Genomic DNA, 15,757 nt, shown 5'->3' with positions numbered 1-15,757 from the left:
GGTTCTCCGACGATTCAGCGCTAGTTGGAATTTCTGTGTTCTTGGCTACACTACCGCCCGGTAGGGACAGTTCCAGTCGCGCGCATACCGTCGGTATGCCTGAGTGCGAGTGGCCTCGGAAGGGCAGATTTCATGGCGGGCGGACGGCATTCGAGTCCTGACAGCGGGCGGTCGATCGGGTTCTACGCAGTGGGTGGGTTGGTTGCCGTCGCGGTAATCGCCACCGGGGTGGTGGTCTTCAAGGCAACACAGTCCGATTCCTGCGAGAGCGTCGACGAGTACTCGCTGGCAGCGGATCCTGCGATCGCGCCGGCAGTCACAGAGATCCTCGCAGAATCGTCGCCGGAGCAGACAGGCTGTTCGCGGATCACGGTTACCTCTGCGCTGCCCGGGGACGTTGCGGGAACCCTGGGTAAGGGCGTGGACGCGCCGGACATGTGGATACCGGATTCGACAGCGTGGGTGGGCAAAGCTGCATTGACGGCCAAGGGGCCGGTCGCTGCCGCCGGCGGTTCGATCGCCACCTCGCCTGTCGTTCTCGCCTCCGGCGGTGGCGAACAGTTTGCCAGTTGGCTCGCGGCGCTACAGGTTCCCGATCTGGCGTTGGGCAATCCGTTGTTCACAGGGGTTGCGTCGGCGCCCATTCTCGGAGCTCTCGCGGAGACCGGGGCTACCTCCGAATCCGTTCGAGCGGCACTCGTACCCCATGCGCAAGCGGAGAGTGTTCGTACCGAAGATCAGCCGGTAGGACAGAAGATGCTCACCGAATTGGTCAGCTCCGGAAAGGTCGGTGTTTCGACCGAGCAACAGGTCGTCGAGTTCGCGAAGGCTGAGTCGAAGATTTCCGCGACAGTACCGGCGACGGGAACCATGATCATGGATTACCCCCTGGTGGTCAGTGCTTCGGCACCGGACCGGCACTACGCCGCAGCCAAGAAGAGTGACGCCATCGCCGAGCTGTTGCACAGTGAATCTGCTCAGGAAGTGCTGACGCGCAGCGGGTTCCGTACTTCCGGCGGTGGAGCCGTCGAAGGTGGAGTCGGTGACGTCACGGCACTGACCGTGTCCGAACAGTCGGTGGCCGATCAGACACTGGGCGCTTGGGCTCTGATGGCCAAGCCGATCCGGACACTCGTTGCGATCGACGTGTCTGCGTCGATGGACTACCCGGCGGCAGGCGGCAAGACGCGCATGCAGTTGACCACTGCTGCTGCTCTGGCCGGCAATCAGGTCTTCCCAGACAGCGTCGCTGCCGGTCTCTGGGCGTTTTCCCAAGGTATGAACGGAACCCAGGACTTCCAGGAATTGGTGCCGATCAGGCGCTACGACACGATCGTCGACGGTGTGACTCAACGAAAGTTGATGGCAGATCAGGCGAACCGGCTCACCGAACTCAAACGTGGCGCCACAGGTTTGTACGACACGACTCTGGCCGCATTCCGTAAGGTTCAGGAATCGTACGATCCGCGAGCGGTCAACAGCGTCATCATCTTGACCGACGGCGCAAACGAAGATCCTGACAGCATCAGCCGTGAACAGTTACTCGATGTTCTTGCACGCGAGCAGGATCCGGCGCGTCCGGTCATCATCGTCACCATCGGCATCACCGATGACGCAGATGCGGCGGCGCTCGCCGATATCTCCCGCGTGACGGGCGGTTCGACGTACATCGCTCGTGAACCCTCGGAGATTTCCGAGGTGTTCGTGAACGCATTGGCTCACCGAGGAACTTAGGCCGCATCCGGACTGGTCCAGGGTGCCGGAAGTGGCGGAGCCTCAGACGAATACCGGTGCCCGGTAGGTGTCGTCGTGGTGAAGGTGTGCCGGTTACCTGGTACAGGTTCGGCAGTCCAGTCCGAGCCCTGTTTCGCGTAATTGCATGCCGCACACAACCCGGCACCGTTGGCTGCGCTGGTGAGTCCACCCCTCGAGTGATCGCGAATGTGGTCGCGGTGGCGAACCGGCGCGTCGCACCACGGAGTACGGCAGCTTCGATCACGGAGTTCGATCAATCGCGCCAACCCCTTCGGGAAGGTTCTCGCCGTGGATTCCATTGCGGTCAGCGCGCCCGTATCGGGGCGTGCGTAGAGCTTTCGGACCGTTGCCACCGTTTCGGAGTCTTCGCTGGCCTTGGTGATCCATTCGCGTGCAATAGCGGCTGGTACAGGTCCGTACCCGTGGACGTACGCCGGGGCGGAATTGTCGCCCAACAATGACTGGTCGGAGACAACCAGATTCACGGTGACGGGTGTCGGTGTGGCGCGGCCGATTCCGGTAACCCGCTCGACCAGGAGATCAGCCATGATTTGCGCTCGGGTGCGCTTGTCCCCGCCGGCAAGTACGGAATCTGCGTCGCGCCTGAGCGTGGCGTGCACGGCGATACCTTCGGCCGCGGGAAGAAACACATTGAGCCAGCACATCGTGTCGGGCGCAGGCCGTGACGTCACTCGTCTGTCTCCCACGGCTTTGCGTGCTCGTCTGGCAACACTGTCGGAGTCTATTTCGGCAGCGCGTGCGCGGATTCTTTGTGTCAGTTGATGGTTGCCGCATCCGTCCAAGATTGCAGCGTCGCAGCAGAACTCGCGATCCAACGTAGCGCGATCCTGGGCGGTGAGACATGAAGTCTCGCGCATGAGGATCGTCGCCTGATGCTCACTGATGGAGCCGTCGACGAGTAGTCGAAGTGTGTGCGGCATCTCGTCGTTCAGTGCGCGGGCCAGGTTCAGATGCTGAGTTCCGAACCAAGCCGACTCTCGCCGTGCGAGGGCAATCTGCGCGTTGATTCCACGGCCTTGGTATGCGCGCGGCACTCCCCGTTCGCTGCGGTCGTTGCGGGTGAACGCGTCGAGATCGGCAGCCAGCAATGCCTGGGCACCAGCGCAACTGGCCTTCAACTCTTCCAAAGCGCGCAGAAGATCCACGCGTGCTGCGTTGTCGATGGATCGATCCATGCTGACGAGTGATGCTCGGAATTGTCCGATGGTCTCTTCGGATATCGCCTGTTTGGATATGGCCTGTTCAGATACTTGCGTCGTCACTTTTACCCCCCGGTAGTGTCGAACATACATTCGATACTAGCCTCGACAGCGAACGGACGCAACGCCTTTCTCCGTTGGCGTCTGAAAGTTCCGACAGTTCGGTTTTCATGGTTGACTGGTCCTCATGATCGAGCTGAGGGGATTGACCAAGGTTTACGGACCGACGAAAGCGGTGGACGATTTGTCGTTCACGGTCAAGCCGGGCATCGTGACGGGCTTCCTGGGCCCGAACGGTGCCGGTAAGTCGACGACGATGCGGATGATCCTGGGTTTGGATCAGCCGACGTCGGGTGCGGCGTTGATCGAGGGCGAGCCGTACCGCGAGCTCAAGACGCCGTTGCGGACGGTGGGTGCGTTGTTGGATGCGAAGTGGGTGCACCCCAATCGCAGTGCGCGGGCGCATCTGCAGTGGATGGCTGCTTCGAACGGGATCCCGAAGTCCCGCGTCGACGAGGTGCTCGGGTTGGTCGGATTGTCCGAGGTGGCGGGCAAGAAGGCCGGCGGGTTCTCGCTCGGTATGTCGCAGCGTCTGGGGTTGGCGGGTGCGTTGTTGGGGGATCCGAAGGTGTTGTTGTTCGACGAGCCGGTCAACGGTCTCGATCCGGAGGGCATCGTCTGGATTCGTAAGTTCATGCAGCGGTTGGCGGCCGAGGGCCGCACGGTGCTGGTGTCGAGTCACCTCCTGTCGGAGATGGCGCTCACGGCGGAGCAGTTGGTGGTGATCGGTCGGGGTCGGTTGATTTCGGATTCGACGGTGGCGGAGTTCGTGGATCGTTCGTCGGAGTCGACGGTGCGCGTGCGCAGCCCACAGCTCGATGCGTTGCGCAGTGTGTTGCTCTCGCAGGGGTTGACGGTGCGTGAGGACGGTTCCGGTGTTGCCCCGGCATTGGTGGTGGTGGATTCGACCACCGATGTGATCGGTGGGTTGGCTGGTTCGCAGGGGATCGTGTTGTACGAGTTGGCTTCTCAGCAGGGGTCGCTCGAGGATGCGTTCATGAAGTTGACCGGAGACGATGTCCAGTACCACGCATCCGGTATCGATCCGGGTGCCGGAGCCCACCACGCAAATACACAGCAGGCAAACACGCAGCAGGCTATGGGAGGTGCACTGTAATGGCTGTTCTCAGTGCTGAACGTATCAAGATCACCACGACCAAGTCGCCGCTGTGGTGCACGATCATCATCATCGTGCTCGGGTTGGGACTCGCTACCGTTTTCGGACTGAGCGCCAAGTCGTCGCTCAGCAACCCCAACGGTGCAATGATGCCGACAGTTTCGGGGGCACTCAGTGGAGTGACCGGCTTCGGTGTGTTGGTTCTGATGATCATGGCGGCTCTCGCGATCACCAGCGAATATCGTTTCGGGACCATCCGCACCACCTTCCAGGCGGTTCCGAACCGCGCCTCGGTGCTCATCGCCAAAGCGGGCCTCATCGGTGGGTTCGGAGCGGTGCTGACTCTCGTGTTGTCGTTCGGCGCCTTCGGCCTCACGAAGGCCACATCAGGTGACGCCGGAAGATTCCTGACTCTGTCCGGCTACGAGAACTGGCGGGTCGTCTACGGAACACCGATCTACGCGTTCTTCTGCGTAGTTCTAGCAGTCGGAGTCGGCGCGTTGCTCCGGCAGTCTGCAGGTGCGATCGCGCTTCTGCTGTTGTGGCCCTTGCTGATCGAGAATCTTTTCAACCTGTTCGGAAGTATCGGCGAGAAGATCATGCCGTTCCTGCCGTTCATGAACGCCAACAATTTTCTCGGTTCCGGCGGTAGCGTCGATTTCCACTGGGGACCCTGGGGCAGCCTGATCTACTTCGCCCTCTTCGTGCTCGTCGTATTCGGTCTCAGCATCGTCGTCGTGAACAGGCGGGATGCATAGGCACACGGATCAGACGGGCTGATTCTGCTTACGCCAACGGGCGTTCAGGAAACCCAATGCCGCGATCACGAGGAACAACACGGTGGTCGAGATCAACTGTGCACGGGCATCGGCGTCGAAGAGCATGAGGACGACGAACACACCGAGCATCGCGAGTGTCGCGTAGCTCAGATACGGGAACAGCCACATCCGAACCGTCAGCTTGCCCGACGCTTCGAGTTGTTTTCGCAGTCGCAGATGCGAGACGACGATGAAGATCCAGATGACCAGCAGCGCAGCGCCGACTGCGTTGAGCAGGATGCCGAGCAGGTCGTCGGGGAGCAGCCAGTTGAGCAGGACGCTGACGAAACCGAAGAACACCGACAGCAGAACGGCATTGGTCGGAACTCCGGTGCTCGACAGTTTCGCCATGAAGGCGGGTCCGTCGCCGCGGCGCGAAAGTGAGAACGCCATGCGAGAGGTGCCGTAGATGTTGGCGTTGAAGGCGGAAAGCAACGCCACCACTACGACGAGTTCCATGAACCCGGCAACGCCTGGAATGTTCGCCTTGTTCAGGACGGCCACAAACGGGCCGCTCTCGAGTTCGGGGTCGTTCCAGGGCAGCACCAGAACCATGATCGAGATGGCGCCGATGTAGAAGACGCTGATGCGCCACACGACGCTCCGGACAGCGACGGCGATGGAGCGTTCCGGATTCTCGGATTCGGCTGCGGCGATGGTGACGATCTCGATCCCACCGAAGGCGAATGCCACGACGAGAAGTCCTGCGGCAATGCCGGACAGCCCGTTGGGCATGAAGCCGCCCTGGCCGAACAGATTGCTCGTACCGACCGGGTCGGTATCGGGGAGGATGCCGAACACCAGCAGGACACCGATGATCAGGAAGCCGATGATGACGGTGACTTTGATTGCGGCGAACCAGAACTCGAACTCACCGAAGTTGCTGACTTTTGCCAGGTTCACCACGGCGAAGAACACCACGAAAACCAGGGCGACAACCCATTGCGGGATCGACGGCACCCAGTCGTTCACGATCGCCGAAGCCCCGGTGATCTCGGCGCCCAGCACCATGATCAGCATGAACCAGTAGAGCCAGCCCATCACGAAGCCGGCCCACTCGCCGATCCCCAGGCGCGCGTAGTGAGAGAAGGAACCGCTGGCCGGGATCGCGGCGCCCATCTCGCCGAGCATGCGCATCACGAACACCACGACGGCGCCCGCAAGGATGTAGGAGATCAGGACGGCCGGCCCGGCCTTGGCGATACCGACGCCGGTTCCGAGGAACAGGCCGGCGCCGATGGCCGAGCCCAGGCCCATCATCGTCAGATGGCGGACCTTGAGACCGTGGCCGAGAGCAGTGGTTGTTCCGTCGGAGACGTCGGTGCTACTCATCAGTCGTTGGCGTGCAAAGCAGCGTTCAGTTCGACGCCGGTGCCCTTCCACGGCACGACCTCGACGGCACCCGAGACCGAGTTACGACGGAAGAGAAGGTTCGACTTGCCGCTCAGTTCCTTGGCCTTGACGACGGTTCCGTCCGGGCCGGTGACCTTGGTGCCGGCGGTGACGTAGAGGCCCGCTTCGAGGACGCAGTCGTCGCCGAGCGAAATGCCGAGGCCGGCGTTTGCACCGAGGAGGCAGCGCTTGCCGAGGGAGATCGTTTCCTTGCCTCCACCGGAGAGGGTGCCCATGATCGAGGCGCCGCCGCCCACATCGGATCCGTCGTCGACGACGACGCCCGCGGAGATGCGGCCTTCGACCATCGAGTTGCCGAGGGTGCCGGCGTTGAAGTTGACGAAGCCCTCGTGCATGACGGTCGTTCCGCTGGCGAGGTGTGCACCGAGTCGGACACGGTCCGCGTCACCGATGCGAACTCCGGACGGCACGACGTAGTCGACCATGCGGGGGAACTTGTCGACGCTGAACACGGTCACGACGCCGCGGATGCGCAGACGCGAGCGAACCTGCTCGAAACCTTCGACGGCGCACGGGCCGAAGTTGGTCCACACGACGTTGCTGAGCAGGCCGAACTGGCCGTCGAGGTTGACACCGTGGGGTGCGACTAGACGGTGCGAGAGGAGATGGAGGCGCAGGTAGACGTCATGTGCGTCGACCGGCGCCTTGGAGAGATCGGCGATGGTGGTGCGCACGACGACCTGCGATACCTCGCGAGCGTCATCAGTGCCTGCCAGCAGTGCAAGATCGGAAGGAATATCTGTTCCCTCGACGTTCTCGGTACCGGTCTTGTCGAATGTTCCCAGCTCCGGTGCCGGGAACCAGGTGTCGAGGACGGTTCCGTCCGCGGTCACGTTGGCGATACCTACTGCTGTTGCTCCCTGTGCGCTCACGGGACTAGAGATTACTGGGTGGTGGGTGCACCGGCCTAGGCTGGTGCGTGTGAGCATCCTCGATCTTGCTTCGGACCCCATCGACTTGACGGCCGCCCTGGTCGACATCCCCAGCGTCTCGCACGACGAATCCGTCATTGCGCAGGCTGTCGAGGATGCGCTGCGTGAGCAGACTTCGGGCTTCGAGATCATCCGCAACGGCAATGCCGTGTTGGCGCGTACGTCGCGTGGTTTGCCCAGTCGGGTCATGCTCGCCGGACATCTGGATACGGTGCCGATCGCGGACAACGTTCCTTCGCGGCGTGACGGCGACATCCTGCACGGCTGCGGGACCGTGGACATGAAGTCGGGCGACGCGGTCTTCCTACACCTTGCGGCCACCATCGAGAACCTGGCCCACGATCTGACCCTCGTCTTCTACGACTGCGAAGAGATCGCCGCAACGTACAACGGCCTGGGACGGATCGAACGCGAGATCCCGCAATGGCTCGCGGCGGACGTCGCAATTCTCGGTGAGCCGACGGCCGGTTTCATCGAGGCCGGGTGTCAGGGCACGATGCGGGTGCGGTTGACGGCTTCGGGAACTCGCGCCCATTCGGCCAGGTCCTGGCTGGGGGACAATGCCATTCACAAGTTCGGCGGAGCGTTGGAGCGGTTGTCGAGTTACCAGCCGCGCTCGGTCGACATCGACGGTTGCGGCTACCGCGAGGGCTTGTCGGCGGTGCGGATCTCCGGTGGCGTCGCCGGAAACGTCGTCCCGGACGAAGCCGAGATGGACGTCAACTTCCGATTCGCGCCCGATCGCAGCGAGGTACAAGCCGAGGCGCACGTGCGCGAAGTGTTCGACGGTCTGGGCCTCGGATTCGAGGTCACCGACTCCTCGCCCGGCGCGCTGCCCGGCTTGGCGAACCCGTCCGCTGCCGCCCTGATCGAGGCGGCCGGTGGTCAGTTCCGTGCGAAGTACGGGTGGACCGACGTGTCCAGGTTCTCGGCGCTCGGCATTCCTGCCGTGAACTACGGACCGGGTGATCCGAACCTCGCGCACAAGCGCGACGAGCACGTTCCGGTGCAGCAGATCACCGACGTCGCGGCCGTGCTGAGGAAGTATCTGTCGGCCTGACCGTTAGCCTTGCCGCATGGCACCAGAGAAGAATTCGGCTTCGAAGAAGCAGAGCTCGTCGATCAAGCACCGCGGGCCGGTTCAGCTTCGACGCAAGCGCAAGGACGAGAAGACCACGACGGATCAGCGCTTGCTCGACAAGCGCGGACCCACGGATTGGGTACACACCGATCCGTGGCGTGTGCTGCGTATCCAGAGCGAATTCATCGAAGGTTTCGGCGCACTCGCCGAGGTCCCGCGTGCGGTGACGGTGTTCGGTTCGGCCCGCACCACGGTCGATCATCCCGAGTACCAATCCGGGCGCGAGCTGGGAACGGCGTTGGCCGAGGCCGGGTACGCCGTCATCACCGGTGGTGGGCCAGGAGTGATGGAAGCTGCCAACCGCGGTTGCAGTGAGGCCGGCGGGTACTCGATCGGCCTCGGCATCGAGTTGCCGTTCGAGCAGGGACTCAACGAGTGGGTGGATCTCGGAATCAACTTCCGGTACTTCTTCGCACGCAAGACGATGTTCGTGAAGTACTCCCAGGCATTCATCTGCCTGCCGGGTGGCTTCGGAACACTCGACGAGCTGTTCGAGGCACTCACCCTGGTGCAGACCCACAAGGTCACGCGCTTCCCGATCGTCCTGTTCGGTACCGAGTACTGGTCCGGACTCGTCGATTGGATCCGCGGCACCCTCGAGCGTGACGGCAAGATTTCCGAAGGTGACGTGAACTTGCTGCACGTCACCGACAGTGTGGAAGAAGCAGTACGAATCGTCCTCAACGCCGACAAGGGCGTCGACGAGGCCGCAGATCTGGGGAAAGAAGAATGGTGACCGATTCCGACAAGAAGTACTCGATCTGCGTCTACTGCGCGTCGGGTCCGGTGGACGAATCGTTCCTGGCGTTGGCTGCCGAGGTGGGAACCGCGATCGGTCGACGCGGATGGCAGTTGGTCTCGGGTGGCGGCAACGTGTCGATGATGGGCGCTGTCGCCGAGTCCGCTCGCGCGGCGGGTGCCTGGACCGTCGGCGTCATCCCGAAGGCCTTGGTGCACAAGGAAGTTGCCGACGTCGATGCCGACGAGCTGATCGTCACGGACACCATGCGCGAACGCAAGAAGCTGATGGAAGACCACGCCGACGCGTTCATCACGCTGCCCGGCGGAATCGGGACGCTGGAAGAGTTGTTCGAGACGTGGACAGCCGGCTACCTGGGAATGCACGAGAAACCTGTCGTGATGCTCGATCCCGTCGGCCACTTCACCGGCCTGCTCGAGTGGTTGAACAAGCTCGACGGGACCGGCTTCGTCGGGCGTCAGGCGCTGGACACTCTGCTGGTGAGGACGGACGTCGAGGCCGCGCTCGACGCGTGCGTCAAATCCTGATCAGACGCGTGCGTGAAACCCTGACCTGGGGCATGGCGGGCTTTATTACCGTGCAGTAAGGTGGCCGCAGACTGGGCGGCCGAATGGGCGCCGGATACGTGTTAGGGGAGCCATGAGTTCGGAAGCCCGTTCGACCGTCGGCCTGCTCGATCTGGCGGCAAAACTGCCGTCGATGATCACCGAGGTGCCGATCCTGGCGCGGGGGGCCGCCGGGCTCACCCGTAAGCCTTCGGCCAAGGAATCGATCGGGTTGATCTTCCAGAAGGCCGCGCACGCGCACCCGTCGCGCCCGTTCATCCGGTTCGAGGGCCACGCGACCAGTTACGCGGAAGCCAACGAACTGGTGAACCGCTACGCGGACGTTCTCCGTGGTCGAGGAGTCGACCGCGGAGACGTCGTCGGAGTGCTGGCAAAGAACACTCCCGAAGCGCTGCTGATCGCCTTGGCCGCGGTAAAACTCGGCGCGGCAGCGGGCATGCTGAACTACAACCAGCGCGACGACGTTCTGGCACACAGCCTTACGCTCCTCGACGCGCGGGTCCTGGTGGTCGCCGACGAGTGCGAAGAAGCCCTCGAATCGTTGCCCGCCGGATTTAGCGGACCGAACCAACTTCTCGTCAGCGAACTCGCGGATCTGGCGAAGACGGCTGATCCGTCCAACCCCGCGGTCACCGCCGAGGTGCTGGCAAAGGAGAAGGCGTTCTACATCTTCACCTCGGGCACCACCGGAATGCCCAAGGCCAGCTTGATGACTCACTTCCGTTGGTTGAAGTCGATGTCGGGGCTCGGGTTGATGGGCGTGCGCTTGCGCGGCTCGGACACCCTGTACTGCTGCCTGCCGCTCTACCACAACAACGCGTTGACGGTCTCGCTGTCCTCGGTGCTCGCGTCCAGTGCGACAATCGCGATCGGACGTCAGTTCTCGGCCTCGCGGTTCTGGGACGACATCGCACTGAACAAGGCGACCGCGTTCACCTACATCGGCGAACTGTGCCGCTATCTGCTCAACCAGCCGGTCAAGCCGACCGACAGCGACAATGCTGTTCGGCTGATGGTGGGTAACGGTCTGCGCCCTGAGATCTGGGCCGAATTCACCCAGCGGTTCGGCATACCCCGCGTCGCCGAGTTCTACGGTGCGAGCGAATGCAACATTGCGTTCGTCAACGCACTCAACGTCGACAAGACGGCCGGCATCTGCCCGTTGCCGCACGCCGTCGTGGAGTTCGACGAGGACACCGGAAAAGCGTTGCGTGGAGCCGACGGTCGACTCCGCAAGGTTTCCACGGGTCAGGTCGGACTCCTGCTGTCGAAGGTCACCGACCGGGCGCCTTTCGACGGTTACACCGACGAAGCGGCGAGCAACAGCAAACTGGTACGCGGCGGATTCAAGGACGACGACACCTGGTTCGACACCGGAGACCTGGTGCGCAAGCAGGGATGGGGCCACGTCGCCTTCGTCGACCGTCTCGGCGACACCTTCCGTTGGAAGGGCGAGAACGTTGCCACCACGGAGGTCGAGGGTGCGCTGAGTTCGCACCCGGCCGTCGAGGAAGCAGTTGTCTACGGCGTCGAGATTCCGGGCACCGACGGTCGCGCGGGCATGGCGGCGGTCAAGCTGCGGGACGGTCAAAGCTTGGAGGGAAGTGAAGTCGCGGCACACCTCTACGGCAAGCTCCCCAACTACGCGGTCCCGCTGTTCATCCGCATCGTCGACTCACTCGAACACACCAGCACTTTCAAGTCGCGCAAGGTGGAATTGCGCAACGAGGGCTACGACGTCGGCGCCGACACTCTGCACGTTCTCGAAGGCCGTGAGGGTGGTTACGTGGACTCGTACGACGAATACGTCGGAAAGGTCGCGGCGGGCTCGGTACCCAAGGGCTAGACCGAGTTCCGTCATGCCAGTATGAGTGGCATGTCTTCACTCCCCGGTTCTACCGCGCAGCCAGGTCCGGCGCCCACCCTGTGTGGGCGTCGAGTCGCGGTCGACCGTGCACTGGTGATGGCCATCGTCAACCGCACTCCCGATTCCTTCTACGACCAGGGCGCGACGTTCTCGGATTCGGCAGCGATGGCCGCCGTCGACAGGGCCGTCGACGAGGGCGCCGATCTGGTGGACATCGGGGGAGTGAAAGCTGGGCCCGGTGACCTCGTCGACGCCGACGAAGAGGTCAGGCGAGTCGTTCCGTTCGTCGCCGCGATCAGAGCCAAGTACCCCGAGCTGATCATCAGCGTCGACACCTGGCGGAGCGGCGTCGCGCGGTTGGCACGCGCCGAAGGCGCCGACCTGATCAACGACACGTGGGCGGGTGCGGATCCCGACCTCGTCCTGGTTGCTGCCGAGACTGGTGCCGGGATCGTCTGCTCGCACACGGGTGGCGCGGTTCCGCGCACCCGCCCGCATCGTGTCCGCTACGACGACGTCGTCGCAGATGTGGTCACCGAGGTCGTGTCGGCGGCAGAGCGCGCCCTGGCACTCGGGGTTCCGCGTGACGCGATCCTGATCGATCCCACCCACGATTTCGGTAAGAACACCTTCCACGGGCTCGAGTTGTTGCGGAAAGTGGACGTTCTTGTAAACACCGGGTGGCCAGTGCTGATGGCGCTGAGTAATAAGGACTTCATCGGGGAGACTCTTGGTGTGGAGCTTTCCGAGAGGTTGGAGGGAACATTGGCAGCGACAGCAATGGCCGCGGCTGGCGGCGCCCGGGTGTTCCGTGTTCACGAGGTGGCGTCCACCCGTCGAGTAGTCGACATGGTGGCCGCGATCCAGGGACGCCGTGCCCCGGTACGTACGGTTCGAGGTCTGGCATGAGCATCACCGGTGCGGGCCCGACCCGCGTATGGGCAGACGCCAACAGTTGGGACCATCCGAGTTGGACGGTCGCCGAGCTCGAACGGGCGAAGGGTGGCCGAACCGTCTCGGTGGTGTTGCCCGCACTCAACGAAGAGGACACCGTTGCCGCGGTGGTCGACACCATTCATCCGTTGCTCGGTGGCCTGGTCGACGAGTTGATCGTTCTCGATTCCGGTTCGACCGACCGTACCGCCGAGCGTGCTCGCGCTGCAGGAGCAACGGTGATCAGTCGTGAGAGCGCGGTCCCGTCCATCCCGCCGACTGCGGGCAAAGGTGAGGTGCTCTGGCGTTCGGTCGCCGCAACGACCGGCGATCTGATCGCATTCGTCGACTCCGATCTCATCAACCCCGATCCGGCGTTCGTGCCCAAACTGCTGGGGCCACTGCTCACGGTTGACGGCATCCATCTGGTGAAGGGCTACTACCGCCGTCCGCTGCGCGTGAGCGGCACGGAGGATGCCAACGGCGGCGGGCGAGTCACGGAATTGGTTGCGCGGCCCATGTTGGCCGCGCTGCGGCCGGAACTCACGTCGGTACTGCAACCGCTTGGCGGTGAATACGCGGGCACCCGTGAGCTGCTGTCCGCTGTCCCGTTCGCGCCCGGCTACGGCGTCGAGATCGGCCTTCTGCTCGACACGTACGACACGTTGGGGCTGGCGGCGATCGGTCAGGTCAATCTCGGTGTGCGCAAGCATCGCAACCGGCCGCTCGCCGACCTCGGCGTGATGAGCCGGCAGATCATCGGAACGATGCTCCGGCGGTGCGGGATCGAGGATTCGGGTGCCGGGTTGACCCAATTCCTGGTCGACGGCGATTCTTTCGTGCCCGAGACCACCGAGGTTTCGCTACTCGATCGACCCCCGATGAATTCGATAGTGCGCACCGCGGGGGTCTGACCGCTCACACTCGGGTATGGGAGTATCGGTCCATGATGACGATCCTCCTGTACCTGATTGTCATGGCTCTGGTCGGCGCGATGATCTTCCTCGCCGCCAGCGCTGTGTTCGGGCGCTCGGAAGAGCTGCCGCCGCTGCCTCCTGGCACGACGGCGACCGTACTCCCGGCAGAGGACGTCACCGGGGCGGATGTCGACGCGCTGCGTTTTCAGCAGGTGCTGCGTGGCTACAAGGCGAGTGAAGTGGATTGGGCTCTGCATCGCCTCGGGTTGGAAATCGATTCTCTGCGTGCACAACTGGGCCGTGACGAGCGGTCTGAGGTCCTGGTGAAAGCGGATGCTCCGGCCAAGGCAGAAGCATCGCAGGAGGAGCCTGAGACCGTATCCGAATCGAAGGATTCCCAGGGCTGATGGCCGACGGACTGGTTCGGTGCGGCTGGGTGGTCGAGACGCCCGGCGACACGCTCTACCGCGACTATCACGACGAGGAGTGGGGGCGTCCGCTGCACGGGCGCGACGAACTGTTCGAACGACTCGCCCTCGAAGCATTCCAATCGGGACTTTCGTGGATCACGATTCTGCGCAAACGCGAGGCGTTCCGCGAAGCCTTCGACGGGTTCGATCCGGACAAGGTCGCAGCGTACGGAGTTGCGGATGTCGAGAGATTGCTCTCCGATGCCGCGATCGTCCGCAATCGCGCGAAGATCGAGGCGACGATTTCCAACGCCCGAGTGCTCGTGAATTCGCCCGATCTGGACCTCGATTCGTTACTCTGGTCGTTCTCGCCGCCTCGACGCACCAGAAGACTGACATCAATTGCAGAGGTTCCCGCGGTCACTCCCGAGTCGACTGCCATGGCTAAGGAACTCAAGCGGCGCGGGTTCAAGTTTGTGGGTCCTACCACGGCTTATGCGCTCATGCAGGCCACCGGAATGGTCGATGATCACGTGGCCGATTGCTGGGTTCCGGCGCAGGTGTGACGGTCGACTGAACACCCCTAAATGTGACTCAGATTCCCGGTTCCCGCATCCATAGGGAACAATGGAGGGTACGAGCCTCGCTGATTGTTGGCGGGGCGCACCGTTAGTCGAGGCGCAGAGCAATGCAGCGCAGATCTGGAGGGAGCAGAGGATGGCGGCCATGAAGCCCCGGACCGGGGACGGTCCCCTCGAAGCAACCAAAGAGGGACGAGGAATCGTCATGCGGGTTCCACTCGAGGGTGGCGGACGCCTCGTCGTCGAGCTGACCCCGGATGAAGCTGCAGCGCTCGGTGTGGAACTCACGAACGTCACCAGCTAGTCGGGTCCAGGTTGTAGCAGTACGAACAACAGCACGTGATTGCACGCAGGCTCCGTATCCGTTTCGGTACGGGGCCTGAAGTGTGTGCGCACCGCCGGTAGCCGAAAGGACGGATCAATGCTTGCCGCCGTGATCGATCTTCTGTCCTGCCCGCAGTGTGCTGCTGATCTGGAATTGGTGGACGGCGCCGCCGAGTGCGACCGCGGACATCGATTCGATATCGCTCGTCAGGGTTACGTGAGCCTGATCAGTGGCGGTGCCACGAAGTTCACCGGCGACAGTGCCGAGATGATTGCCGCGCGTGCACGATTGCTCGGCGCCGGCCACTTCGGCCCGCTGATGGATGCCGTCACCCGGGCCTGCGCGACGACGGCGGGGTCGGACCCCGCGCGGATCGTCGAAATCGGCGCAGGCACAGGACAATACCTCGCACACGTCGTGGATTCGCTGCCTGATTCTCGGGCGATAGCGTTGGACGTGTCCAAGTTCGCGGCCCGGCGTGCCGCGAAGGTCCACGAAAGAATCGGTTCGATCGTCGCAGACGTCTGGCAACCACTACCCATTCGCGACGCAGCGCTCTCTCACGTGCTCTGTGTGTTCGCTCCTCGTAACGGTCCGCAGTCCCATCGAGTTCTCGCCGAAGACGGCGTTCTGGTGGTCCTGACGCCCACCGACAGGCATCTGCGCGAGCTGATCGACATTCTCGCGATGGTCCGGGTCGACGACCGCAAAGTGGAACGTCTCGAATCGTCGATGGCCGGATACTTCGAGCGTGTGAGTAGCGACGAGGTCGAGTTCACGATGTCACTCTCACACCAGGACGTCCTCGACTTGGTGGGGATGGGACCGTCGGCGAGACACCTGACGCCCGCCGATCTGGCTTCCGCCGTGGCGAAGCTGCCGCAGCCGAGCACCGTCACCGCGTCGGCGACGGTCTCGACCTATCGCAAGATCTGACGCGGA

16 protein-coding genes are annotated in these 15,757 nt (G+C 63.1%); 13 read left to right on the top strand and 3 right to left on the bottom strand.

The annotated features are described in order from the left end of the window. Positions 1-132: 132 nt before the first annotated feature. Positions 133-1,734: a substrate-binding and VWA domain-containing protein gene (locus tag RA302_RS20280; protein WP_070162362.1), complete on the top strand. Its 1,602-nt coding sequence runs from the start codon at positions 133-135 to the stop codon at positions 1,732-1,734. On the opposite strand, the gene RA302_RS20275 is transcribed toward RA302_RS20280, so the two are convergent. Beyond that, the gene (locus RA302_RS20275; protein ID WP_058226004.1) at positions 1,731-3,038 is read right to left on the bottom strand and encodes an HNH endonuclease signature motif containing protein; all 1,308 of its coding nucleotides are present in this window, start codon (positions 3,036-3,038) and stop codon (positions 1,731-1,733) included. The genes RA302_RS20280 and RA302_RS20275 overlap by 4 nt on opposite strands. Positions 3,039-3,162: 124 nt before the next feature. Here RA302_RS20275 and RA302_RS20270 point away from each other — a divergent pair, with 124 nt between their 5' ends. Together RA302_RS20270 and RA302_RS20265 are read left to right on the top strand one after the other, a co-directional pair. Beyond that, positions 3,163-4,152, top strand: coding sequence for an ATP-binding cassette domain-containing protein (locus RA302_RS20270; protein ID WP_338477721.1), 990 nt, complete (start codon positions 3,163-3,165; stop codon positions 4,150-4,152). Beyond that, entirely contained in the window at positions 4,152-4,910 is a 759-nt protein-coding gene (locus RA302_RS20265; RefSeq protein ID WP_070161738.1) for an ABC transporter permease, read from the top strand. Before RA302_RS20270 ends, RA302_RS20265 begins: the two co-directional genes overlap by 1 nt. 9 nt (positions 4,911-4,919) lie before the next feature. Here RA302_RS20265 and RA302_RS20260 read toward each other — a convergent pair whose 3' ends face one another. After that, positions 4,920-6,302, bottom strand: coding sequence for an amino acid permease (locus tag RA302_RS20260; RefSeq protein WP_003945184.1), 1,383 nt, complete (start codon positions 6,300-6,302; stop codon positions 4,920-4,922). Continuing rightward, a complete protein-coding gene (gene dapD, locus RA302_RS20255) occupies positions 6,302-7,255 on the bottom strand; it encodes a 2,3,4,5-tetrahydropyridine-2,6-dicarboxylate N-succinyltransferase (protein WP_019749368.1) in 954 nt (317 codons plus the stop codon). Before dapD ends, RA302_RS20260 begins: the two co-directional genes overlap by 1 nt. Positions 7,256-7,304: 49 nt before the next feature. Here dapD and dapE point away from each other — a divergent pair, with 49 nt between their 5' ends. From dapE to RA302_RS20205, 10 genes are all read left to right on the top strand, one after another. Then, positions 7,305-8,375 (top strand): succinyl-diaminopimelate desuccinylase, encoded by a 1,071-nt coding sequence (gene dapE / locus RA302_RS20250; RefSeq protein ID WP_030536946.1) that lies wholly within the window; start codon positions 7,305-7,307, stop codon positions 8,373-8,375. Positions 8,376-8,391: 16 nt separating this feature from the next. After that, positions 8,392-9,192: a TIGR00730 family Rossman fold protein gene (locus tag RA302_RS20245; RefSeq protein ID WP_235169861.1), complete on the top strand. Its 801-nt coding sequence runs from the start codon at positions 8,392-8,394 to the stop codon at positions 9,190-9,192. After that, entirely contained in the window at positions 9,186-9,743 is a 558-nt protein-coding gene (locus tag RA302_RS20240; RefSeq protein WP_003945191.1) for a TIGR00730 family Rossman fold protein, read from the top strand. Before RA302_RS20245 ends, RA302_RS20240 begins: the two co-directional genes overlap by 7 nt. A gap of 112 nt (positions 9,744-9,855) precedes the next feature. Next, the gene (locus tag RA302_RS20235) at positions 9,856-11,628 is read left to right on the top strand and encodes a long-chain-acyl-CoA synthetase (RefSeq protein ID WP_070161740.1); all 1,773 of its coding nucleotides are present in this window, start codon (positions 9,856-9,858) and stop codon (positions 11,626-11,628) included. 30 nt (positions 11,629-11,658) lie between these two features. Next, positions 11,659-12,558 carry a dihydropteroate synthase gene (folP, locus tag RA302_RS20230; protein ID WP_070161742.1) on the top strand — a complete coding sequence of 300 codons (900 nt, stop codon included), beginning with the start codon at positions 11,659-11,661 and terminating at the stop codon, positions 12,556-12,558. Continuing rightward, on the top strand, positions 12,555-13,496 hold the full coding sequence (locus RA302_RS20225; RefSeq protein ID WP_003945188.1) for a glucosyl-3-phosphoglycerate synthase: 942 nt from the start codon (positions 12,555-12,557) through the stop codon (positions 13,494-13,496). The genes folP and RA302_RS20225 overlap by 4 nt, the downstream gene beginning before the upstream one ends. A 32-nt stretch (positions 13,497-13,528) precedes the next feature. Beyond that, positions 13,529-13,906 (top strand): DivIVA domain-containing protein, encoded by a 378-nt coding sequence (locus RA302_RS20220; protein ID WP_003945181.1) that lies wholly within the window; start codon positions 13,529-13,531, stop codon positions 13,904-13,906. Further along, complete coding sequence (locus tag RA302_RS20215; protein ID WP_003945189.1) at positions 13,906-14,475, top strand: DNA-3-methyladenine glycosylase I; 570 nt, start codon at positions 13,906-13,908, stop codon at positions 14,473-14,475. The genes RA302_RS20220 and RA302_RS20215 overlap by 1 nt, the downstream gene beginning before the upstream one ends. Before the next feature lie 151 nt (positions 14,476-14,626). After that, positions 14,627-14,794 (top strand): DUF3117 domain-containing protein, encoded by a 168-nt coding sequence (locus RA302_RS20210; protein ID WP_003945169.1) that lies wholly within the window; start codon positions 14,627-14,629, stop codon positions 14,792-14,794. Positions 14,795-14,911: 117 nt separating this feature from the next. Continuing rightward, the gene (locus RA302_RS20205; protein WP_070161786.1) at positions 14,912-15,751 is read left to right on the top strand and encodes a putative RNA methyltransferase; all 840 of its coding nucleotides are present in this window, start codon (positions 14,912-14,914) and stop codon (positions 15,749-15,751) included. The last annotated feature ends 6 nt before the right edge of the window (positions 15,752-15,757 follow it).

Origin of the sequence: Rhodococcus sp. DN22 (assembly GCF_036669995.1) — a bacterium.
Lineage (GTDB): Bacteria > Actinomycetota > Actinomycetes > Mycobacteriales > Mycobacteriaceae > Rhodococcus_F > Rhodococcus_F erythropolis.
The sequence above is the reverse complement of the archived record's forward strand: the minus strand, read 5'-3'. Positions and strand labels throughout refer to the sequence as shown.